We start from the raw sequence: 23,366 nt of genomic DNA, 5'->3' as shown, positions 1-23,366 counted from the left end.
CCTCCCTGGGTGTCGTTTGGGTTGGCCGGCCTGGCCTACTTGACCAGCGCGACGATCATGTCGGCGAGCTCGTCCACGGTCGGCCGGGCGAGGATCGAGTAATGCGTGCCCTCGATGGCGCGCACGTCTATGTGGCTGGCCGCGACGTTCCAGCCCAGGTTCTTCTCGGGGGTGTCCGGCAGGTGGCATCCGGTCGGCCTGATCACGTGCAGCAGGCCCGCGTAGACGTCCGGGTGGTGCGCGGAGACCGCGGCCTGGTGCGCCCGGTAGATGGCGATCAGCCGCTTCGCGTCCTCGAGCGTGTCCACGTCGGAGCGCAGCCTGCCACTGTTGGCTGCCGTGTCCATCAGCGCGCGTAGCTGATCGTCCTCGGTCAGCTCCCGCAGCGGGTCCAGCGACCAGCCCGGCGGGAGGGTAGAGTCGTGCGCGTGCACCTGCTCGCCGGGACGGTAGCCCAGCATCACGTATGCGGCGATCGCCAACGGGTCGTGCGCGATCTCCTTCATACCCTCATCGCGGGCGCTGCTGCTGATGGCGAGCAGGCCCGGCAGCTCGACGCCGGACCGCTGCATCTGCACGGCCATCTCGTGCGCGACCCCGCCGCCCATGCACCAGCCGCCGAGGTAGAAGCCGCCGCCGGGCCGGGCCAGCGAGAGCTGGTCGACGTAGTACGCGGCCATCTCAGCGACCGACCGGAACGGCGTCTCGCCCTCCTCCAGCCCGCGGGCGCGCATGGCGGTCAGGCGTACCCGGCCGCTCAGCGCCGCGGCGAGGTCGCGATAGCTGAACACGTGCCCGCCCAGGGGGTGCACGAGCACCAGCTCGGGCAGCGACGGCTCGCCGCCGGACATGGTGACCACCGAGGTGGCGCCGGTGCCGCCGGCCTCGCCGACCAGCAGGCGGGTGATGCCTGCGATCGTCGGCGTCTCCAGGAACGCGGCCAGCGGCAGCGGCGCGTCGAACTCGGACCGGGCGCGGGTCACGATGAAGATCGCCTTCAGCGAGTTGCCGCCGAGCTCGAAGAAGTCGTCGTGCACTCCGATCTTGCCGACCGGCAGGCCGAGCACCTCGGCCCAAATCTGCCGCAGCGTCTGCTCCGCGGCCGTACGCGGCTCCACGAGAGCGGATTCGCGCCTGTCCGGGCCGGTGTCCGGGGCCGGCAGCGCGCCGCGGTCCAGCTTGCCGTTGGCGGTCAGCGGCAGCGCCTCGAGGACGACCAGCGCGGAGGGCACCATGTAGTCCGGTAGCTGCCGCTTGAGGTCGTCCCGCAGCGTACCCAGGGAGATGCGCTCCGGGTCGCCGGTCAGATACCCGACCAGGCGCTTGTCGCCCGGAGTGTCCTCGCGCAAGGTCACTACGCAGGCGCGGACGTGCTCGTGCCGGCTCAGCGCGGCCTCGATCTCGCCCAGCTCGATCCGGAACCCGCGGAGCTTGACCTGGTGGTCAATGCGGCCGAGGAACTCCGAGCCCCCGTCGGGGTTGTGCCGAACCAGGTCGCCGGTGCGGTAGAGCCGCCGGCCAGGAAGGCCGCTGTAGGCGTCCGGGATGAAGTGTTCGGCGGTGAGGCCGGGCTGGCCGAGGTAACCGCGTGCCACCCCGTCGCCGCCGATGAGCAGTTCGCCGGTGACTCCCGGCGGGACCTGCCGGCCCAACTCGTCCACGACGTACACACGAGTGTTCGCCATTGGCGCGCCGATCGGCACAGCGGCGGCGTCCGGGGCGGGCGGATCCACGGGCGTGCTGAGCGACCACACGGCCGTTTCGGTGGGTCCGTACATGTTCCAGACCTGGTTGGCCCGGACGGTCAGCTGCGCTGCCAGGTCGACAGGGAACGCCTCGCCGCCGCACAGCACGCGCAGCCGCGGATCGCCGGTCCAGCCGGCGTCCAGCAGAAGCCGCCAGGTGCTCGGGGTCGCCTGCATCAGGGTGATCTGATGCCGGTCCATCAGGTCCATCAGTGCGGTGGCGTCAGCTGCCTCGTCCTGCGCGGTGAGCACGCAGGTGCCACCGGCCGACAGCGGGCCGAAGATCTCCAGCCCGGCAATGTCGAACGAGATGGTGGTGACGGCGAGCATCCGGTCGGCGGCGGTTAATCCGACGCCCAGGACGCTGCCGCGTACGTGGTTGACGATGTTGCCGTGCGTCACCATGACGCCCTTGGGCCGGCCGGTCGAGCCCGAGGTGTAGATAACGTAGGCGAGGTCGCCGGGGGTCGCAGGGATGACCAGCCGGTCGTCCCGCTCGGGCAGCTGGGGGAGCAGTTCGTCAAGGTCGGTCACCCGCGGGCAGCCGGTGAGCCGTTCCAGTTCCGCCGCCTGCGTGAGCACCAGCGAGACGCCGGCGTCGCCGACCATGTAGGTGAGCCGGTCGGTGGGGTAGCCGGGGTCCATGGGCAGGTAGGCGCCGCCGGCCTTGAGCACCGCCAGCAGCCCGACCACGACCGCGGCCGAGCGCTCGACGCAGAGGCCAACGATGCTGCCCGGGCCGATCCCTTGGTCGTGCAGCCAGTGAGCGAGCCGGTTGGCGCGGGCCTCGATCTCGCCGTAGGAGAGCCGCTCGGCGCCGCAGATCAGCGCGATTGCCCCGGCGTCGCGGTCCGCCTGCTCCTCGATTAGCTCGTGCAGCAGCCGTCCCCCGGTCCAGTGCCGGTCGGTGCCGTTGGCCGCGCCGAGGCGTTTCTGAGCCGCCGGGCCGGCGACCGTGAACGCCGCGGGCGGGGTCTGCGGCTCGGTGCAGGCCGCGGTCACGGCCCGGACGTAGGCGTCCGGGAGGTCCCGCAGCTCGACCTCGGGTAGCAGTCCGTCCCGGACGTAGAGGATGACGTGGATCTCGGCGCCAGCGTGGTCGCGGCTGAACGACGCGTACAGCGGGAAGTTGGTCGACTCCGCCACGGCCATGTCGACCAGCCGCACCTGAGCGCCATCGCCGAGGCCGCGGTGGGTGCGGAAGTCGTTGAATCCGAACAGCGTGTCGAACAGCGGCGCGCCGCCGTTCATCTCCTGCAGCTCGGCGATCGGGAACCGGCGATGCTCCAGCTGGTCGCACTCGGCGGCGAAGAGGTCGCGGGCCACCTCTTCCCACGACCGGCCGGCGAACCTCGCCGCCGCCGGAAGCGTGTTGAGGAACAGGCCCAGCACGTCCTCGGCGTCGACGGTCTCCGGGCGTCCGTTCACGATCACACCGGTCGTAGCGCCGGTGCCGCCGGTCAGCCCGGCGACGATCCGCAGGTGAACGGCGAGCAGCAGGTTTTTCAGCTGGACGTCCCATGCGCCGGCCAGCTCGGCGGCGCGTTGTGCCACCGCCGCCGGAATCGTGGCGGCGAGCTTCAGCGTTCGCGGCTCCGTGCCGGCGGCGGTGGGAGCGAGCGGGCGTGGCTCCGGCAGCCGGCCGAGCGCCTGCTGCCAGAACGCTCGCGCCTCGGCACTGGCCAGCGTTTCCCGCTCCAGGGCGACGAAGTCCCGATACCGGGTCGTCGGGCGCCGCGACGCCGGCACCTCACCCCGCAGCCGTGCGCTGTAGCCGTCGATGAACTGCTGGACCAGCCGGTGCACGCTCCAGCCGTCCAGAATGGCGTGCGCGAAACTCAGCGTGACCCAGAACCGGTCTTCGAGCACGTGCACGAAGACGCGCAGCAACGGTGCCTCGCCGAGGTCGAACGGGCACCGCCGTTCCGCCGCCATCCAGCGCGCGTACGCGGCGGCGAAGTCGTCCGGGCTGTCCGTCACCCGCTCCACGGTGACGGGGATGTCGGCCCTCCGGTGCACCACCTGGACCGGCTCCTGGAAATCGGTGGTATTGAATCCGATGCGCAGCGCGTCGTGCGTGCCGGCCAAATCCGCGAAGGTGGCGCGGAGAGCATCCTCAGAGAAGGGGCCAGTCAGGCAGCAGCCGTGTATGTCGTGGTAGGTGCCGTCTTCCGGGGTCAGCTCGGCGTGGTAGAGCATTCCCGTTTGGAGTCGGGCGAGCGGGTAGGCGTCGTCGACAGCGGCTAGGTCCATGGCATCCTCGCTCACGCGGAGAGTGATTCGGGCTTCGTGGGTGGCACGGGATTTCGGGCGGCGCCGCGCCCTTCGACAGCTAGTCGGGAAGCGTCTGCAGGCGTGCCGCGGGCGAGACGGCGAGCCGGACAGCGGCAAGGATCGTGCCGGCGGCCGCCACGGCCAGCCCGGTCCTCACGCCGAGCTGCCCGCCGAGCACGCCGCCGAGCAGGCCGCCCAGCGGTGCCACACCCCAGGCGATCACCCGCATGGTGGCGTTGACCCGCCCCTGGAGGTGGGGCGGCGTCAGGCCCTGCCGCATGCTCACCGCGTTGACCGTGTTGATCTGCGTGCCGGCGCCCATCACGGCGGCACAGGCCGCGGCCAGCACGGCCGCGACTGTCACCGAGCCGCCCGGGATGGCACTGACGAGCACGCTCGCGACGTCGCCGACCAGGGCGCCCAGCACCATGCTGCGGCCGACCCCGAGCCGCCCGCTGATCCGCCGGCCCACCAGGGAGGTCAGGAGGAAGCCGCCGCCGAACGCCGCGAAGAACACGCCGACCAGCAGGCTGCTGAGCTTCAGGGTCTCGACCAGGAAGAGGATCACGAGCGTCTGGAAGGCGGTGTAGAAGAACATGTAGATGCCGGCCATCTCGCCCAGCGCTCGCAGCGTCGGGTTCTGATACACCGTGGCGATTCCGGCGCGGATGCCGGCCAACACCCCTTCGGCGGGCCGGGGGCCGTCGGTCCGGGCGGCTGTCCGGGTGCGCATCAGCGTCAGCAGCATGGCCGACAGGAACAGCATGGCGGCGTTGACCAGCAGGGTCGGTGTCGGCTCCAGCAAGCTGACCAGCAGACCCGCCGCGCTCGGCCCGACGATCATTGCGGTGGACGCGGTGACCTGCAGGTATGTGTTGGCACTCAGCAAATCCTTAGGGCTGGACAGCACGTCGGGCAAGAACGCGAAGTGCCCGATCTCGGAGACCACGTACAGCGCGCCCGCCAGCGCCGCCAGCCCGATCAGCACTGGCAGGCTGAGCAGACCCCGCCACCACACGACGACAATGGCCGTGAGCAGGAGGGCCTGCCCGATGTCGCCCGAGATCAGCGCCTTGCGCCGGTCGACCCGATCGAGCCACACCCCGACGAACAGGCCGATCAGCGGGAACGAGATCCGCTGCAGGGCGACCAGCACGCCGACCTGCTCGGCGCCGGCCTGCAACGTGGTGATGGCGATCAGGGGCAGGGCGATCAGCCCCACCTGGGATCCGTAGGCCACCAGGCCCTGACTCGACCAGAACTGGCGGAAGTCCCGGTTGGTGCGCAGCAGCCCCGGTTCCTTGGCGGCGGTGGGGGTTGCAATCTTGTTCGTCATCTTGTACGTCCTGTGGTAGTAGTCGCCGAGCGTGGTGGCCGACTGTCGATCCAGGCGGAGACCAGCGTGGCCACTTCCTCGAAGTTGCTCGATATGAAGAAGTGGTCTCCGTCGAAGAAGCGACAGGCAAAATCGCGGGTCGTGTACGCGGACCAAGCGCTGATCGCGGCCGGGCCGGCCGAGGGGTCGGCGTTGCCGCCGAGGGCCACGATGTCCACCGGCAGCGGCTTGGGCGCGGGCAGCGTGTAGCTCGCGCACAGCGAGATGTCCGCGCTCAGCGTCGGCAGCATCACCTCGGCCAGTACGTCCGAGCCGTCGGCCAGGTCGGGGCCGAGCACGCCGAGCCGGCGCATGCTGCTGCGGGCGGAGGCCACGGTGGTCGGGTCGAAGTCGGACAGGTCCGAGGGCAGGTGGGGCGGCTGATGGCCGGAGACGAACAGCACCTCCGGCAGCGGCAGGCCCCGCTCGGCGATCACGGCGGCCAGCTCGAAGGCGATCAGCGCGCCCATGCTGTGTCCGAACAGGGCGTACGGGCGGTCCAACTCCGCCGACACGCCGCCCGCCAGCGAGTCGACGAGCGACCGCAGGTCCGTGTACGCCGGCTCCCGGAACCGCGACTCCCGGCCCGGAAGCGTCACCGGGACGACCCGGCCGCGCTCGCCCAGCAGCCCGGTCCAGCGCCGGTAGATCTGCGCGCCGGCGCCGGCGTACGGGAAGCAGTAGAGCCGGAAGGCGTCGTTGTGGGCGTTCGGTGGCAGGAACAGCCACGGATTTCGGGCGGTCGAGGTCATCGCGCACCCCGGTGCCGCAGCTTGGCCAGGTCCGCGGGGTCGAGCAGCGCGAACGGGGCGGTGGCGGGCCGCTCCTCCGGCTCTGCCGCGACCAGCCGGAGCGCCTGACCGGCGATGGTCTGCTGGGTGAACATGTCGCGCAGCGGTAGGGCCAGTCGCTCGTTGCGCAGCAGCGCCACGACACGGGCGGTACGCAGAGAGTCGCCGCCAAGGTCGAAGAAGTTGTCGTGCACGCCGATCTGCTCGACCGGCAGGTTGAGCACCTGCGCCCAGACCGCGGCGAGGGTGCGTTCCGCTTCGGTGCGGGGCGCGACCAGTGGGGTGTCGACCTGGTCGCGGCCGGTCTCGGGGGCCGGCAGCACCGCCCGGTCGATCTTCCCGTTGGGGGTCCGGGGCAGCTCACTGAGAACCACCAGCGCTGCCGGAACCATGTAGTCGGGCAGCTCCCGGCGCAGCTCGTCACGGAGCGCCGTCACCGAGATCCGCTCCGGCTCACCGACCAGATACGCGACCAGCCGCCTGTCCCCGGGGGTGTCCTCGCGGAGAACGACCGCGCAGGCGCGTACCTCCGCGCGGCGAGCCAGCACCGCCTCGATTTCGCCGAGCTCGATCCGGAACCCGCGGAGCTTGACCTGGTGATCGATCCGGCCGAGGTATTCCAGGCCGCCATCGGCAAGTTGACGGACCAGGTCGCCGGTGCGGTAGAGCCGATCGCCCGGCGGTCCGCCGAACGAGTCGGGGACGAAGCGCTCCGCGGTCAGGGCCGGGCGGCCGAGGTAGCCGCGCGCCACGCCGCTGCCGCCGATCAGCAGCTCGCCGGCGACCCCGGGCGGGACCAGTTGACCAAGCGCGTCGACCACGTGGAAGCGGTAGCCGGGCAGCGGACCGCCGGCGTGGTTGACCTCGGCCAGGGCGTGCACCGGGTCGACCTCGAAGTAGGACGCGTGCACGGTCGTCTCGGTCGTGCCGTACATGTTCACCACGCGTGCTTCCGGTGACCAGTCCGGCGCGGTGACAGCGGCCAGCACGGTGGCCGACAGCGCTTCGCCGGCGAACACGATCGACCGCAGGGACCGGGACAGCGGCCCCAACCCGGGCAGCGTGGCGACCAGGCTGGCGCAGGCGGTCGGGGTGAGTCCCAGCCGGGTCACCCGCTCGCCAGTGACCAGCGCCTCCATCGCGAAGGGGTCCTTGACCTGCTCCGCAGTGGCGACCATGAGCCGCCCGCCGTGCAGGAAGGCGCCCCAGAGCTCCCAGACCGACACGTCGAACGCGATCGAGTGGGCGAGCAGCCAGGTGTCGTCCGAGCGCAGATCCATATGGCGGCGGGCGCCGGCGAACAAGCCGTGCACCTGCCGGTGCTCGATCATGACTCCCTTGGGCCGGCCGGTCGACCCGGAGGTATAGATAACGTACGCCAGGTTGTCCGCGGTCGCTTGCCCGGCCGGCCGTGCGGACTGCTCGGGGAGCGTGGGCAGCAGCTCTTCCAGGACGGTGACCTGCGTACATCCGGTGAACCGGCCGGCCAGGTGCCCCTCCGTCAGCACGAGGCGGGCACCGGCGTCCCGCACCGTGTAGGTGAGCCGGTCGGCCGGGTGCGCCGGATCCATGGGCAGGTACGCCGCGCCGGCCTTGAGAACGGCCAGCACCGCGACCACCATCGTGACGGAACGTTCGACGCAGAGCCCGACCAGAGTGTCCGGTCCGGCGCCCCGCTCGCGCAGCCAATGGGCCAGCAGGTTCGCCCTGTCGTCCAGCTCTCGGTACGTCAGCCGGTCGTTCCCGCATACCACGGCGACCGCCTCCGGCGCGCGGTCCACCTGCTCCTCGAACACCTCGTGCAGGCACCTGTCCGGCAGGGCCGGGGCCTGCGGTGCGGCGGTCAGCTCGGCGTACCGGCCCGGCTCGATGATCGGGAGCCGGAGGACCGGCGTGTCCGGGGTCTCGGTGAGCGAGGCCAACAAGGTCAGGTAGGAGGCCAGCAGGTTCTGCACGGTGCCGCGCTCGAACAGATCGGTGCGGTATTCGAGGCTGCCGACGATCCGGTCGCCGATCTCCTGCAGGTCGAGACTGAGATCGAACTTGGCGGTGCCGCCGTCCTGCGGAACCGGTTCCACGGCGAGGCCGGGCAGCTGCGGTGTCTCACCGGGGGCGTTCTGCAGCACGAACAGTGCCTGGAACAAGGGGGAATGGCTCAGGTCGCGGTCCGGCTGCAACTCGTCGACGAGGCGTTCGAACGGCAGATCCTGGTGCGCGTACGCGCCCAGCGCGGTGTTCCTGACCCGGGCCAGCAGCTCCCGGCCGGTGGGGTTGCCGGCCAGGCTGGTTCGCAGGACGAGGGTGTTGACGAAGAAGCCGATGAGGGACTCAGTGCCCACCTGGGCCCGTCCGGCGATCGGCGCGCCGACCACCACGTCCGTCTGCCCGCTGAAGCGGGACAGCAGCAGCTTGTACGCGGCCAGCAACAGCATGAAGACGGTCACCCCCTCGTCCTGGCACAGCTGCCGGACGGCCGCCGTCAAAGCCGTGGGAATCTCGACCGGCTCCCGGGCACCCCGGTATGACCGCACCGCCGGGCGCGGCCGGTCGGTCGGCAGTTCCAGGACGGCGAGTGCGCCGGCCAGCTGGCTGCGCCAGTACTCGAGCTGCCGGTCGGTCACGCCCGAGCCGAGCCATTGGTGTTGCCATGCGGCGTAGTCGCCGTACTGAACAGGCAACGGCTCCAGGCTGCCGCCCCCATACAGGGCGGTCAGCTCGCGGACGAAGAGCCTCATGGACCAGCCGTCGGAGACGATGTGGTGCATCGTCACCGCGAACAGCCACTCGTCGCCGGTCACCCGCACCAGCAGGGCGCGCAGCAGCGGCCCGGTGGCCAGGTCGAACGGCTCCGCCGCGGTGACCCTAATCCAGTCGAGCCCGTCCTCGGCCGACCGCACCTCGGCTACGTCGAACGGGACGTCGGCCTTGTCCGCCGCGGATTGCACCGGGCTTCCGTCAACCGCCGGGAACGTCGTGCGCAACACCTCGTGCCGGGCGACCACGCCGTCCAGCGCGGCCCGCAGCGCCGGCTCGTCCAGATCGCCGCGCAACCGCAGCACCAGCCGAATATGGTAGGCGGCGGTTCCGGGGTCCAACTGCTCGAAGAACCAGAGCCGGCGCTGCCCGCTGGTCAGCGGTGGCGTTGCCCCGGCGGGGCGGCGCGGGATCCGAGCCGGCCCGCCCGAGGCCATCAGATGGGAGAGCCGGTCGGCCAGCTTTCCGCGCAGCCGGTCCGGGGCGACGGTCCGGTCGGGGCGAAGGTCGGTCATAGCGGTGATCCCTCTTCCTGCTTCAGTTCGGCCTGCACGTCGGCGAGGAGCTCCCGGGCGGCGTGCTCGGCCGGGGTGCCGGCCAGCAGCTTGCTCAGCGCAGCGACGGTGGGGTTGTGGAACGCGTCGGCCACCGCCAGGTGCGGCCCGAGAACCGCGTTGACCCGTGCCACGAACTGGGTGAGCAGCAGCGAGTTCCCGGTGTCGAAGAAGCTCTCGTCCAGCCGCGCGGGCGCGACCTCGAGCGTGCTGGTCCACACCTCGGCGAGGATCAGCTCCAGCGGGCTGCCCGGCTCGGCCTTTGCCCGGCCCGCGGCGAAACGCTCCCGGGCGAAGGGGACCAGCGACGCGGTATCCACCTTTGCGGTGGCCAGCCGCGGCAGCGGATCATGCGTCAGCACCAACTGTGGAAGCATGTATTCGGGCAGCTGGGCCCGTAGCTGATTGCGGAGCTCATCCCGCAGCCGGTCCACGTCCGCCGGTCGGTGGTCGAGCACGGCACAGGCGAAGAGCCAATCGGTGCCGGGCTCGACGGCCACCGCCGACTCGGCGACGTGCGGCAGTGCGGCCAGCGCCGCCTCGATGTCGGCCGGCTCGATGCGATAGCCGCGCACCTTCGCCTGCCGGTCACGCCGGCCGTGGAAGTCGATGAGCCCGTCCGGGCGGTACCTGCCGAGATCTCCGGTCGGATAGCTGTCTGTTCCGGCGGTGCCGAGTGGGCGGACGACCAGGCCATCCACGGTGGATTCCAGGTATCCCCGGGCCAGGCGCCGACTGCGGACATGGATCTCGCCCAGCTCGCTGGTGCCCGCGGGCACCCCGTCGGGGCGGCGGATCTCCAGCACCGCACCGTTGGCGCCACGGCCCAGCGGCACGGAGCCTGTCGCGGCGTCCCCGGGCACGCGGTGGCAACTGACCACCTGCGGTGTCTCGGTCGCGCCGTAGTAGTTCGCTACTTCTGCCGCAGGGAACAGCCGGCGCAGATCCTGGACCAGGGGAGCGGTCAGGACGTCGCCCCCGCTGCCCACCAGGCGTACCGATGGCACCGGGTGCGCGCCCGAGACGGTCCGTAGCATGCCGCCCAGGGCGGGACTGAGATTGAGTACGGTGATGCCGTGCCCGGCAAGCCAGGACAGCAGCCGGGCCGGGTCCCGCAGCACCTCCTCCTCCGGCCAGTAACTGGTGGCGCCGACCACCAGGGGCGTCAGCACGTCACGCAGGAGCGGGTCGTGACCCGAGGCGGAGAGCACGGCGAACCGGTCGGCGTCCGTGAGGGCGAATTCCTCGCGATACCAGTCGAGGAACGCTGACAGCGGCCAGCCGTCGGCGAGGACGGCCTTCGGCATGCCTGTGCTGCCGGAGGTGAAGAGCACGTAACCGAAGCCCTCCGGACCGGGCACCCGCTCGTCCGCCGGTTCGATACGCAGCCCTGAGTCGCCGTCCGGGAGCAGGCGGACCGTCGGGCGGGCGGCCGCGTCGAGGCGCTCCAGCCGGCCGTCCGGCAGCCTGTCGCTCACCAGCACCGCTGTGCAGCCGATGCCGGCGGCCGCCAGCAGGCCGACCACCATGCGGTGGTCGCGGCGGCAGGTGATCCGCAGCCGATCGCGGCGGCCGACGCCCAGCTCCCGGAGCCGGGCGACCAGATCCTCGATGTCACCGGCCAGTTGGCGGTAGGTGCGCGGGCCGGACCGGTCGACGAGCGCGACGCGTCCGGGATGCAAGCCGGCCTGCCGCGCGAACGCCGCCGCGAGCTCCTCGCCGCCGGCCGCCGGGGCGTTCTCCGTCCCGGCCGGCCCGGTCAGGTGCAGGGCCGAGACGGGGCTCTCCGGGGCGGCGGTGACGAACCGGAGCGCCTCCACCAGGTGGCCGAGCAGCACCTGGATCCGGTCGGCGTCGAACAGGTCGGCGCTGTACGCGACGGCCAGCTCCAGCCCGGCGGCTTTCTCCAGGGCGTACAGGGTCAGGTCGAAGTTGGACGCCCGGGTCGAGTCCGGCTCGACGGACCAGTGCACGCCCCCGGCCTGTACGTCGATCTCCGCCTCGTCCTGGTAGTTCAGCAGCACTTGGAAGAGCGGTGAGTGGCTCAGGTCGCGGCGTGGCTGAAGTTCGTCGACCAGCCGCTCGAACGGCAGCTCCTGGTGGGCCAGGCCGCCCAGCGTGGTCTCCCGCACCCGGGCCAGCAGCTCTCGCACGGTGGGGTCGCCGGACAGATCGGTGCGGAGCGCCAGGGTGTTGATGAAGAAGCCGATCAGCGGCTCGGTGTCGATGTGGGTGCGGCCGGCGATGGGCGCCCCGACCACGATGTCCGTCTGCCCGCTGTAGCGGGACAGGACGAGCTTGAACGCGGTCAGCAGCAGCATGAAGGTGGTCACGCCCTCGCTGTGCGCCGTACGCCGTACTGCTGCGGTCAGTGGCGTCGGAAGGACCAACGTCCGGCGGTCACCCTGGAACGACTGCACCGGCGGACGCGGCCGGTCGGTGGGCAGCTCCAGCAGGGCGGGTGCCCCAGCCAGGCGCTCCCGCCAGTACGCCGCCTCGGCGTCCAGTTCGCCGGACTCAAGCAGACGGCGCTGCCACACCGCGTAGTCCGCGTACTGGACGGTCAGCGGCGCAGGCCGATCGCCCTGGTAGAGCTGGGTCAGCTCACGGACGAACACACCCATGGTCCAGGCGTCGAACACGATGTGGTGCATGACGACCGCGAAGAGGTGATCCTCCGCGCCTATCCGGAGCAGCAGCGCGCGCAGCAGCGGACCGGTCGTCAGGTCGAAGCCGGCCGCGGCAACCGACTCCGTGCGCCGAAGCGCGGCGTCGAACGCTGCCACGCCGAGACCGGACAGAGCGTCGGTCTCGAACGGCAGGTCGACGTCGTCCAGGATCACCTGTCCGGCCTTGCCGTCCACCGCCGGATAGACGGTGCGCAGCACCTCGTGCCGCGCTACCACACCGGCCAGTGCGTCTCGCAGCTTCCGCTCGTCCAGCCTGCCGCGCAGCCGGAAGACCGCGGGGACGTGGTGGACCGCCGTGCCCGGCCGCAACTGCTCGAAGAACCAGAGCCGCTCCTGCGCGAACGACAGCGGTAGGGACCCGTCCCGAGGCACCCTCGCAATGGTGCCGGCCTTCCACTGCGCGGCGGTGGGGACGTCCTCCTCCGCCCCACCCGGCCGTGCGGCCAGCATTGCGACGACCGCGGCGACCGTGGGCCGCGCGAAGAGATCCTGCAGCGGTACCCGGACGTCCACCGCCGTCGAGATCCGGGACACCAAGGCGACCGCGAGCAGGGAGTTGCCGCCGAGCTCGAAGAAGTTGTCGTGCACACCGACCTGGTCGGCGGGCACGCCGAGCACCTCCGCCCAGATCCCGGCCAGCACCCGTTCGGTGGCGGTGACAGCCGGCGTGAACGGCGTGCCGAGCTGGTCGCGTCCGGTAGCCGGTGCGGGCAGCGACGTGCGGTCCACCTTGCCGTTCGCGGTCAACGGCAGTGCGTCGAGGACCACTAGGGCGGACGGGATCATGTAGTCGGGCAACTGCCGCTTGAGGTCGTCGCGGATGGCGGAGACCGAGAGATCGACGTTGTCGCCGACCAGGTAGCCGACCAGGCGCCGGTCGCCCGGCTTGTCCTCACGCAGCACGACCGCACAGGCGCGGACGTGCTCCTGCCGGCTCAACGCGGCCTCGATCTCGCCGAGCTCGATCCGGAAGCCCCTGAGCTTGACCTGATGGTCGACGCGGCCGAGGAACTCCAGCCGGCCGTCCGGACGTTGCCTGACCAGGTCGCCGGTGCGGTACAGCCGCTCACCCGGCCGGCCGCCGTGGACGTCGGGGACGAAGCGCTCGGCGGTCAGCCCTGGACGGCCGAGGTAGCCGCGGGCCACGCCGTGCCCGCCGATCAGCAACTCGCCGGTGACCCCGGGCGGCACCCGCCGGCCGAGCCGGTCGACGATGTAACCCCGGGTGTTCGCCATCGGCGAGCCGATCGGTACGGTGGTGGTCGCCGGACCCGGTGGCTCGACACACGTGGTCAGTGACCACACGGTGGTCTCGGTGGGGCCGTACATGTTCCACACCTCGGCGGTGCGGGCGGTCAGCTCGGCGGCCAGGTCCGGCGGGAAGGCCTCACCGCCGCAGAGCAGCCGCAGACCGGGCCGGCCGGCCCAGCCCGAGTCGAGCAGCAGCCGCCAGGTGGCCGGAGTGGCCTGCATCAGCGTGATGTCGTGCCGGTCCAGCAACCGCATCAGCGCCGCCGCGTCGGCCGACTCGCCGGGCGCGGTGAGTACGCAGGTGGCACCCACCGACAACGGTGCGAAGATCTCCAGGCCGGCGATGTCGAACGAGACCGTGGTGACCGCGAGCAGACGGTCCCCGGCGGTGAACCCGATCTGTGCGATGGTGCCGCGCAGGTGGTTGACGATCGTCCGGTGCTCGATCATCACGCCCTTGGGCCGGCCGGTCGACCCGGAGGTGTAGATGACGTAGGCGAGGTTCCCCGGACCGGCCCCGCTTGCCGGTCGCCGCTCCGGCCCGGCGGGCCCGTCGAGCAGGTCGTCCAGCAGCGTCACGTGCGGGGCGGCGAACCGGCCGGCGTGTGCGGAGTCGGTCAGCACGACCCGGGTGCCGGAGTCCTCGACCATGTAGGTGAGCCGGTCGGTGGGATAATCCGGATCCATGGGCAGGTACGCGCCGCCGGCCTTCAGCACGCCGAGGAGCCCCGTGACCAGATCGGCGGAGCGCTCCACGCAGAGACCGACGACGACGTCCGGCCCGACTCCCCGCTCACGGAGCCGGTGGGCGAGGCGGTCGGCCCGGGAGTTCAGGTCGCGGTAGGTGAGCCGCTCGGCGCCGCAGATCAGGGCTGTGGCTTCCGGCGTACGGCCCGCCTGCTCCTCGACCAGCTCGTGCAGCAGCCGCGCGCCGGTCCACTCGCGTTCGGTCGCGTTGGGTTCGTCGAGCCGCAGCCGGGCCCCCTCGTCGAGAACCGGGAGACGGGAGACCGGCGCGCCGGGGTCGGCCGTCAAGGCCGTCAGCAGGGTCATATAGGCGGCGAAGAGGCCGCGGACGATGTCCCGGTCGAACAGGTCGGTGCTGTACTCGACTTCGCCGGTGATCCGGTCACCGGCCTCCTGCAGGTCGAAGGTCAGGTCGAACTTGGCGATGCCGGTGTCCACGGCCAGCGGCGCGACGGCGAGCTCGGGCAGATCCAGCCTGCCCGTGGGAGCGTTCTGGAGCACGAACAGGGTCTGGAACAGGGCGGAGCGGCTGAGGTCCCGCTCCGGCCGGAGCTCGTCGACGAGGCGTTCGAACGGCAGATCCTGGTGGGCGTACGCGCCCAACGCGGTGTCGCGGACCCGCGCCAGCAGCTCCCGGCCGGTGGGTTCGCCGGACAGGTCGGTGCGCAGCACGACCGTGTTGATGAAGTAGCCGAGCAGCGCCTCGGTCTCGACCCGAGCGCGGTTGGCGATCGGCGCGCCCACCACGATGTCGGTCTGGCCGGTGTACCGGGAAATCAGCACCTTGAAGGCGGTCAGCAGAAGCATGAAGGGCGTGACACCCTCGTCCTGGCACAGCCGCCGGACAGCGGCGGTCAGGTGCGCCGGGATCGTCACCTGTTCACGGGCACCCCGGAAGGACTGCACCGGCGGGCGGGGACGGTCGGTCGGCAGTTCCAGGGCCGCCGGCGCGCCGGCCAGCCGTTGGCGCCAATAGTCGAGCTGCTCGTCCAGGACGCCGGACGCGAACCAGTCCCGTTGCCAGACCGCGTAGTCGCCGTACTGGATCGGCAGAGGGTCGAGCTGACCGCCCTGGTAAAGGGTGGTCAGCTCACGTACGAACACGCCCATCGACCAGCCGTCGAAGACGACGTGGTGCAGCACGACCCCAAGGACCCACTCGCCGGGCCCGACCCGCTGCAGCACCACGCGCAGCAACGGCCCGTCGGCCAGGTCGAACGGTGCGCTGGCCACTGCCAGCACACGCTCCAGCGCGGCTGCCACGGTCGGCGCCTCGCCGGTCTCGAACGGGAGGTCCATGGCATCCCGGACGGTCTGCGCAGCCCGGCTGTCCAACGACCGGAGGACGGTCCGCAACACCTCGTGTCGCTCGACCATCGTGGACAACGCGGCGCGCAGCCTCGGCTCGTCGAGCCGGCCCGTCAGCCGGAACACCATCGGGATGTGGTAGACGGCCGTTCCGGGCCGCATCTGCTCGAAGAACCACAGCCGTTCCTGGGCGTACGACAACGGCAGCGACCCGCTCCGCAGGACCCGGGGGATCGTGGCCGGACGCCGCCGCCCATCGGCGGCCGAGGCGTGCCCCAGCTCGCCCAGCATCTTCGCCAGCAGGTCCTGGCGTGCGCCGTGCCTCTTCGGCTCAGCCATCAGTGACTCCGTCCGGGGTGGTGTTTCGCTCGGGGTGACGTGCTGGCTAGGCCGACGTGGACATCCGACGTCGCAGGCTGGCCGGGCGCATGTCCGTCCAGTTCTGCTCGATCCAGTCGAGGCAGGTCTGCTTGTCGCCTTCGACGCCGACCGACCGCCACCCGGCGGGCATCGGCAGGTGAGTCGGGCTGATCGAGTACTGCTCCTCGTCGTTGATCACTACGAAGAAGTTGATGGCGTCCGTCATTGCGTTTCCTTTCGGGAGAATTGCGGTCTTCCGGGCGTCCGCCTGTGGCGGACGTCGTCCGGCTGCTGCGGGGTCACTGGACGGAGGCGGCGAGCTCCCGGATCGTGGTGTGCTCGAACAGCTGGACCAGGCTCAGCTCCAAGCCGCGAGCCTCGGCCTCGGCGAGGACCCGCAGGATGCGGATCGAGTCGCCGCCCAGGCTGAAAAAGTCGTCGTCGATGCCGACGGTCTCCACCTGGAGGATCTGCTTCCAGATCTCGACCAGCCGCTCCTCGGTCGGGCTCAGCGGGCCGTCCTCGTCACCGGGCCCGCCAGTGGGGCCACCGGAGAAGCGGGGCAGATCCGCCTCGTCCAGCGCGGGCAGCTCGCGTCTGTCCAGCTTGCCGGTGACGGTGCGGGGCAGCTCGGAGAGGGTGACGAACCACGACGGCACCATGAAGCCGGGCACCAGGCCGCGCAGGTAGGTCGCGAGCGCGACCGGGGTGAGCTCCGCGCTCTGACCGGCCCCGGGCACCACGTACGCGGCCAGCCGCACCCCGTCCGGTACCGGCACGGCGACAACCGCCGCCTCCCGTACGCCCGCGTGGTTGAGCAGCGCCTCCTCGACCTCCACCGGCTCGATCCGGAACCCCCGGATCTTGACCTGGTTGTCGATTCGACCGAGGAACTCGATCGCGCCGTCTGGCCGCAGCCGACCGACGTCCCCCGACCGGTACATCCGCGCGCCCTGTACGCCGGAGAACGGGTCCGGCAGGAAGCGCTCCGCCGTCTGCGCCGGACGACCCAGGTAGCCCCGGGATACCCCGGCGCCGCCGATGTAGATCTCCCCGGACTCGCCTTCGGCGGCGGGTGAGCCGTCCTCGCGCAGTAGATACACGCTGGTGTGGCTGAGCGGCCGGCCGATCGGCACGCTCTTGTCGTTGCCGTCCAACTGGTCCAGCCGGAACGCGGTGGCGAACGTCGTCGTCTCGGTCGGGCCGTAGACGTTCGCGGCCACGCTGGCCGGTGCCGTGCCGCCGGTTGCTGCGCTGCGCCTCCGAGCCAGCAGCAGGGCACGCTCGACGGACATGGGTTCGCCGCCGACCAGCACCTGCCGGACCGGATCCAGCGCGCCCGGGTCGCTGTCCATCAGCTCGTGGAAAAGCGGCGTGGTCAGGAACATCGCGGAGACCCCGCGCTCCCGCAGCAGGACCGGCAGATCGGCGAGAGCCGACCGCCCGGAAGGTGCGAGCACCAGCCGTGCGCCGGACAACAACGCGCCCCAGATCTCGAACGTCGAAGCGTCGAACGCGGTCGGTGACAGGTGCAGGAACGCCTCTCCGGCGCCGAAGTCCAGATAATCCTGGTCCCGAACGAGCTGCACGATGTTGCGATGAGTGACCAGGACTCCTTTCGGCGTTCCCGTGGAGCCGGACGTGTACATGACGTAGGCCACGTCCTCCGGGGTAACCGGCATGGGGTGGCTGGCGGCCGATTCGTCGCCGCTGCCGCCGCCGTCGGAGCGGAGCCGGGCCAGCGTGACCACCGGACTGTCCACCTCGGCCGACCACGGCGGTAGCTCGGCGGCCACGACGAACACCGCACCCGCATCGCTCAGCAGGAGCTTCAGCCGGGACGGGGGATACTCCGGCGAGAGCGGCAGGTAGCTGCCGCCGGCCTTGAGGATGGCGAGATACGTGATGAGCGAGTCGAAGGACCGCTCGAGGTGGACGCCGACGACGGTGCCGAGCCCGACGCCGCGCCGCCCCAGCGCAGCGGACAACACCTCGCTGCGCGCGCGGAGCTGAGCGTACGTCAGGCGGCCGGCGACGCCGTCGAGCGCGACGTTGTCCGGAACCGCCGCCGCGACCGCGTCAAACGCGCCGGGCACCGTCAGCGCCGGGTCGAAAGATCCGGCGGTGTGGGACCTGCTGGCGAACATCTACTGGAACCCCCGTGTCCGGTGCGAAGTCATCGTGCTTTCAGCGTTATCGGCAAGCTCTCCACCCCGTTGAGGAAGTTGGAGCTGAGCCAGTGCCCGGAGCCGTTCGGCTCCATGGCCGCCACATTGCGTTGCAGATACGCCAGGAGGGCCCGGAGCTCTACTTTGGCCAGGTGAGCGCCGAGGCAGAAGTGCGGTCCGTGCCCGAACGTGACATGCCGGTTCGGCGTCCTGTCCAGGATCAGCTCGTCCGGGCGGTCGAAGACGTCTTCATCGCGGTTGGCCGACACGTTCCACATCGTGACGACCTCGCCGGCCCGGATCGTGGTGCCTCGGACCTCCACGTCTGTGCCGGCCATCCGCCCCACGTGGATCGCCGGGGTGGTCCAGCGCAGGATCTCCTCGACAGCGTCGGGGACCGCGACCTCGCCGCGGCTGAACCTCTCCCATTCGCCGCCGTGCTCCATGAGCGCCAGCACCCCGCTGGTCATAGACAGCCGCGCGGTCTCGTCGCCGCCGATGATGAGGTTGTAGCAGTTGAGCACTACTTCCTCGTCCGTCAGCGGCCGGTCCTCGACGAGGCCGGTGGCGAGCATGCTGACCGCGTCGGTGCCGGGGTCGCCCCGCCGTTTGGCCGCGAGCCGGGCGTAGTACAGCAGGATTTCGCTCTGCGCCAGCCGGGACCGGATCGACGGCTGAGCGTCGTGCTCGGACTCCAGGGCGGACCGAGTGAGATCGAGGATCCGTGGCCTATCCGCGACCGGCACGGCCAGCAGTTCGCAGATGGCGGCGAGCGGGATGGCGGAGGCGACGTCCGCGGCGAAGTCGCAATCGCCGCGTTCCAGCGCTGCCGCGAGCACCTCGGCGGTGGCGCGCTCGACGAACTCGCCGACGACTCCGAGGATGCGCGGGCCGAAGCCGGTCTGCATGAGCCGGCGGAGCGCCGAGTGCCGTCCGCCGTCGGTCACCACGAGCATCCGCCCGCCAGCGGAGTCGCCGCCGCGCAGCAGGGTGCCGAGCATGTTTCCGTTCATCGAGGTGAACTGCTTGCTGTTCCGGTAGGCGGCCAGCACGTCGGCATGCTTGCTTAGCACCCAGAAGCCGGGCGCGCAGCCGACAGCCGGATGGCGCCAGACAGGTGCCTCGGCGCGCAATCTGCGCCACAGTGAAGTGAGGTCGTAATTGCTGTGCAGGGACGGATCCAGAAGATTCAGATCCGCGAGGTCATCAGACGACACCGGGGTCCGCGTAAGCACACTAATCCTTATTGGTCTGATTCATTGCGCGCTGCATGAACGCGATGTAGCGCGCAATTGACGAAGGCTTTCGTTCTTCGGTGGTCGCGGGTTGCTCAGCCGGATATGTTCACGTACCGGGAGCGGTGGAACAGCAGGGGCATGCTGTCGGTGTTGAATCCGGAATCCACGACACAACCTAGCATGAGATAGTGGTCGCCGTACATGATCATACGATCGGTGCGGCAATCGAGCCAGGCGCAGACGCCGTCGAGAACGGGCGCGCCGGAAAGACTGGAGACGCGCCAATCGACATTGGCGAAACGGTCGCCATCCGGGGCGGCGAATGCGCGTGCGATGTGCTCCTGACGGTCCGCCAGAATGTTGATGACCAGCGACCCCGACCGTCGCAGGGAGGACAACGTCCGTGATGTGTTCTTCAGGAAGACGCCGACCAGTGGCGGCTCGAGGGAAACGCTCACGAAAGAATTTGCGCAGACTCCGACCGGCTTGCCGTCATCAATTGTGGTGACCACGGTGACGCCGGTCGGGAAATGGCCCAACGTGTGCCGCAGGTGCGGCAGGGTGGGTTTGAGTGGCGCGGCCGACGCGCTGATCTCCGGCATGTCGTCAGCCCATCGCCGGCTCGTCGATGCTGCTCGCGGTCGAGCCGAGGGAGCGGGCCAGCACGTCCATGAGCTCGGCCGGTGCGGAGAGGAAGTCGAAGTGCCCACCGTCGAGCACCTCGAAGGAGACCGACTCGGCGTACTGAGACCAGCCCAGCAACTGGTCCTGCCGGATCTCCACGTCGGACTCCCAGTGGAGCGCGACAATCCGGGTCGGCAGCGATACCGGTTTGGGTCGCCGGTAGACCCGGTTCGACTCCAGATCCTGGCGCAGCACGTCCAGCATCATGCCGAGAAGCATCGGGTGTGGCTTGCCGCCCCGCGCCTGGACCAGCGCTCCCAGCTCGACGAGCAGCTGCTCGTCGGCCAGTTCGAGATACCGGTCGAAGGGGCAGTGGTGCGGGGCGACCTGGGCGGAGACGACGAGGGAATCGGGGGTCGGCAGGCCCTCCTCGTGGAGCCGGTGCGCTACCTCGAACGCCGGGAGGGCGGCCGCGCAGTGCCCGAAGAACGCGAAGGGGCGGTCGAGGTAGGGCAGCAGCGGATCGATGATGCTGCGGGCTAGTTCCTCGTAGGTGCCGAAGTGCGGCTCGCGCAGCCGGTTCTCCCTGGCGGGTAGCTGGATCGGGCAGATCTCGATGTCGCCTACGAGTCGCGGCCATTGTGAGAACATGGATGCGCCGACGCCGGAATAGCGGAAACAGAACAGCCGAGCCCGGGCGGAATCCGAAGGATCCCGGAGTAGCCAGGGCGGCGATGACTTTCTGGACGAGAGCGCGCTCATATACTTCGAATTCCTTTGACTGTTCAGAACTCGTGGGTTCGGTTCCGGGTTGCGTGCGGACGCCACCCTCGCTCTCTGCTCCAAAGAGGTCAACTGTGTCGCCGGATGCCGGTCGTCGAAGTCGCGCGAGTGGGCCGGGCCGCGATGCTGGACCGGGCGCGCGGAGACACCAATTATCGGCAGGCAGGCAGGAAAGCAGGCAGGGCGAGATTATCGTTCGGGGAGCCGACGCAGGAAATGCGGGATTAAACTCCGCCGATCGGCTCGCTATGGTCGAACGAGACGGCAGGCGCTGCGTTGAGCCGCAGCATCCGTATAGGGATTCCCAGAATCTGAACCAAAATGCACCCCCGTGCAGAGCGTCGCTCGCCTATGCGGACGTCACGCGTCCGAAGCGACATCATCGTAGCGACCACCCCTGACGCTGGCAAGGTCGCCGGGTGTCGATTGTTTGGCTGACCTCGATCTTCTGTGTTTGCGTCCGACGTGTATTCCCAGGTCGGACGGGGTAGACAGGGTATCGACATGGTGCTATGCAATTGGTGGCAAATCCCTTCCGCCGCTGCCGTCGGGGTCGGCGTTGGCGCCAGCTGGTCTCGGCCAATCAGTGAGCCATTTTCATCGCGATGGAGGGCGTCTGAGGACGCCGCGGGGTCCGGCCCGGTGACGGCCGGCTCCCTCGCCCGTGCGTGCGCTTCCTCCGGCAAGTCGCCACCACGGGCAGCGGGGACACGCTTTGATGGGGCCCACCGGTGACGACCGGTGGCAAGGACGTTCCCGGTGGGTCAGACTCTCAGCCGGTGCGGCGCGTCGGACCGCATTCAGGCACCCGCAGGCGACCCTGCGCCGCCGTCCGGACCCTCTCCCCGTTACGACCCGGCCAACCAGCGCGCGCGGACGATGGCCGGGCCGAGCCGCTACCGGCGACGACCAACCGGCCCGGCCCGGCCCGGCCCGGCCCGGCCCTGCCGGGCCGGGCCGCCGCCGGGCCTCCTGCCTGGTGCCCCCTTCGTGGACCCGAAGGGGGCACCAAGGCGGCTCTGCTTACATGAGCTTCAAACTCTTGCCGATCGTCATCGGCGGTGGGGTAATGGTCGGTGTCGCCCCTCGGACACAAACCATTACCCCACGGTGCGCGCTGAGATCCAATGCGGCGCGCACCGTTTGCGTTTCAGCCTGGTACGTGAGCCGGAGGCCGAGTTGCCGGTAGACCTCGGACTTGTCGGCGGGGTCGGCGTTGCGGAGCGCGGCGGCGATGTCGCCGAGCGCCGTCACCAGGCTCGTGATTTCTGCTCGGCTCATCCGGCGCGGGCTGTTGCGTACGTTCGCGTGGAGGTCGGCTTCGGCGCGGGCGCGCGCCTACGCCGGCCACAGTGACGGCGGCAGCGGGAGCGGCTCGACATCCACCTACGGCTACCGGTTCGCCAAGGGCGGGCACGACGTGATCCTCGGGTCGCGCTCGGAGGAGCGCGCCGTCGACGCGGCCGCCGTGCTCGACGAGCGCGTCAGCGGGGCCGGCTCGGTTCGCGGTGCGACCAATGCGGACGCCGCCGAGACGGCTGACCTGGTGCTCCTTGCCGTCCCGTACGACGGGCACGACGACCTCGTCGCCACGCTGGCCCCACAGCTGGGCGGTAAGGTAGTGATCAGCTGCGTCAACCCGCTCGGCTTCGACAAGCGAGGCCCGTATGGGCTCGACCTGGGTCCGACGTCGGCCGCCGAGAGCGCCCAGGCCCTACTGCCGAGTTCCCACGTCGTGGGCGCATCCACCACCTCTCAGCGGCGACGCTCATCCGTAAGGCAGACATGCTCGACCACGAGGACGTCCTCGTGTGTGGCGACGACACCGAGGCCAAGCAGCGGGTGATCGAGCTCGCCGCGACGGTGACCGGCAAACCGGGCGTCGACGCGGGTCCTCTTCGGCTGGCCCGGCACTTGGAGCCGCTGACCGCCGTACTAAAGGGCAGGGCGCCGGCGCGGTGGTCTCCCTGTGTCGCGTTGGCTGTGACGACTTTGACGACGTGGCCGTCGTCAACCGGGTGTCGGCGTGGCTGGTCGACCAGCCCGGCGCCAATGCGCAGCCGCACGTCGTGGTCGATCAGGCCGCCCGGATGGTGCTCGAGTTGCGTAAGGAGGGCCGGGGGGTGCTGCTGCATTGCGCCGCCGGTCAGAGTCGCACGCCGGCGGTCGCTGCCCGCTACACGACCTTGGCCACCGGCATACCGGCGCGCTCCGCGCTGGCCGAGCTGCGCGGGCTGCTCGGGGTGCACGGCTGGACACTCAACCCGGAACTGAGGCAGGCCGTCGAACAGCTGTGACCGGTCACGCCATCGAGGTAGGGCGTTCGCCCGGGCTGCCGCCGGGGTAACGGCAGACGAACGGCGCCTACCGGCGGAATCGCCCCTGCACTAGCGGACGGAATCTGACGCTGCTCGTTGACGAGCGCGTGGGCGAGGTGGGATGGAGGACCTCAACGGCCGACGGCGGTCGTGTTGGCGCTCGCCGTATGTCCACCGATGATTGATGGGGGAGCGGGCTGGGAGCAACGGGCTGCGCTGAACGGCGCTGAACTGCATCGAACGGCGCCCAACTGCACCCAACGGCACCCAACGGCACCCAACGCCCAACGGCACTCAACGGCACCCAACGCCCAACGGCACCCAACGGCACCGAACGGCACCCAACGCCCACCGGCACCCAACGCTCAACGGCACCCAACGCCCAC

At 70.4% G+C, this 23,366-nt stretch carries 13 protein-coding genes; 2 read left to right on the top strand and 11 right to left on the bottom strand.

The genetic code is table 11. From position 1 onward, the window contains the following. Window positions 1–35 precede the first annotated feature (35 nt). The 11 genes from I8N68_RS28520 to I8N68_RS28470 all read right to left on the bottom strand — a co-directional run bounded on the left by I8N68_RS28520 (window position 36) and on the right by I8N68_RS28470 (window position 21,943). Window positions 36–3,998 carry a non-ribosomal peptide synthetase gene (locus I8N68_RS28520; RefSeq protein WP_200215677.1) on the bottom strand — a complete coding sequence of 1,321 codons (3,963 nt, stop codon included), beginning with the start codon at window positions 3,996–3,998 and terminating at the stop codon, window positions 36–38. 79 nt (window positions 3,999–4,077) lie between these two features. Beyond that, window positions 4,078–5,355 carry an MFS transporter gene (locus tag I8N68_RS28515; RefSeq protein ID WP_200215669.1) on the bottom strand — a complete coding sequence of 426 codons (1,278 nt, stop codon included), beginning with the start codon at window positions 5,353–5,355 and terminating at the stop codon, window positions 4,078–4,080. Next, window positions 5,352–6,146 carry a thioesterase II family protein gene (locus tag I8N68_RS28510; RefSeq protein ID WP_200215667.1) on the bottom strand — a complete coding sequence of 265 codons (795 nt, stop codon included), beginning with the start codon at window positions 6,144–6,146 and terminating at the stop codon, window positions 5,352–5,354. Before I8N68_RS28510 ends, I8N68_RS28515 begins: the two co-directional genes overlap by 4 nt. Further along, on the bottom strand, window positions 6,143–9,454 hold the full coding sequence (locus I8N68_RS28505; protein WP_200215665.1) for a non-ribosomal peptide synthetase: 3,312 nt from the start codon (window positions 9,452–9,454) through the stop codon (window positions 6,143–6,145). Before I8N68_RS28505 ends, I8N68_RS28510 begins: the two co-directional genes overlap by 4 nt. After that, complete coding sequence (locus I8N68_RS28500; RefSeq protein ID WP_200215663.1) at window positions 9,451–15,828, bottom strand: non-ribosomal peptide synthetase; 6,378 nt, start codon at window positions 15,826–15,828, stop codon at window positions 9,451–9,453. The genes I8N68_RS28505 and I8N68_RS28500 overlap by 4 nt, the downstream gene beginning before the upstream one ends. 46 nt (window positions 15,829–15,874) lie before the next feature. Then, complete coding sequence (locus I8N68_RS28495) at window positions 15,875–16,075, bottom strand: MbtH family protein (RefSeq protein ID WP_200215661.1); 201 nt, start codon at window positions 16,073–16,075, stop codon at window positions 15,875–15,877. Window positions 16,076–16,148: 73 nt separating this feature from the next. After that, window positions 16,149–17,996, bottom strand: coding sequence for a non-ribosomal peptide synthetase (locus tag I8N68_RS28490; RefSeq protein ID WP_200215652.1), 1,848 nt, complete (start codon window positions 17,994–17,996; stop codon window positions 16,149–16,151). Window positions 17,997–18,025: 29 nt separating this feature from the next. Then, window positions 18,026–19,090, bottom strand: coding sequence for a cytochrome P450 (locus I8N68_RS28485; protein WP_307813012.1), 1,065 nt, complete (start codon window positions 19,088–19,090; stop codon window positions 18,026–18,028). A 257-nt stretch (window positions 19,091–19,347) separates the two neighbouring features. Then, window positions 19,348–19,857 carry a flavin reductase family protein gene (locus I8N68_RS28480; protein WP_200215648.1) on the bottom strand — a complete coding sequence of 170 codons (510 nt, stop codon included), beginning with the start codon at window positions 19,855–19,857 and terminating at the stop codon, window positions 19,348–19,350. Window positions 19,858–19,861: 4 nt separating this feature from the next. Further along, complete coding sequence (locus I8N68_RS28475; RefSeq protein WP_200215646.1) at window positions 19,862–20,641, bottom strand: thioesterase II family protein; 780 nt, start codon at window positions 20,639–20,641, stop codon at window positions 19,862–19,864. Between the two features lie 1,044 nt (window positions 20,642–21,685). Beyond that, on the bottom strand, window positions 21,686–21,943 hold the full coding sequence (locus I8N68_RS28470) for a hypothetical protein (protein ID WP_200215644.1): 258 nt from the start codon (window positions 21,941–21,943) through the stop codon (window positions 21,686–21,688). Between the two features lie 13 nt (window positions 21,944–21,956). On the opposite strand from I8N68_RS28470, the gene I8N68_RS28465 reads away from it, so the two are divergent. After that, window positions 21,957–22,508: an NADPH-dependent F420 reductase gene (locus I8N68_RS28465; protein ID WP_200215642.1), complete on the top strand. Its 552-nt coding sequence runs from the start codon at window positions 21,957–21,959 to the stop codon at window positions 22,506–22,508. A 154-nt stretch (window positions 22,509–22,662) separates the two neighbouring features. Further along, window positions 22,663–22,959, top strand: a complete 297-nt coding sequence (locus tag I8N68_RS28460; RefSeq protein ID WP_200215640.1) for a protein-tyrosine phosphatase family protein — start codon at window positions 22,663–22,665, stop codon at window positions 22,957–22,959. Window positions 22,960–23,366 lie beyond the last annotated feature (407 nt).

It is taken from the genome of Micromonospora coerulea (assembly GCF_016598485.1).
GTDB classification, from domain to species: domain Bacteria; phylum Actinomycetota; class Actinomycetes; order Mycobacteriales; family Micromonosporaceae; genus Micromonospora; species Micromonospora coerulea.
This window is presented reverse-complemented; position numbering and strand designations above follow the sequence as displayed.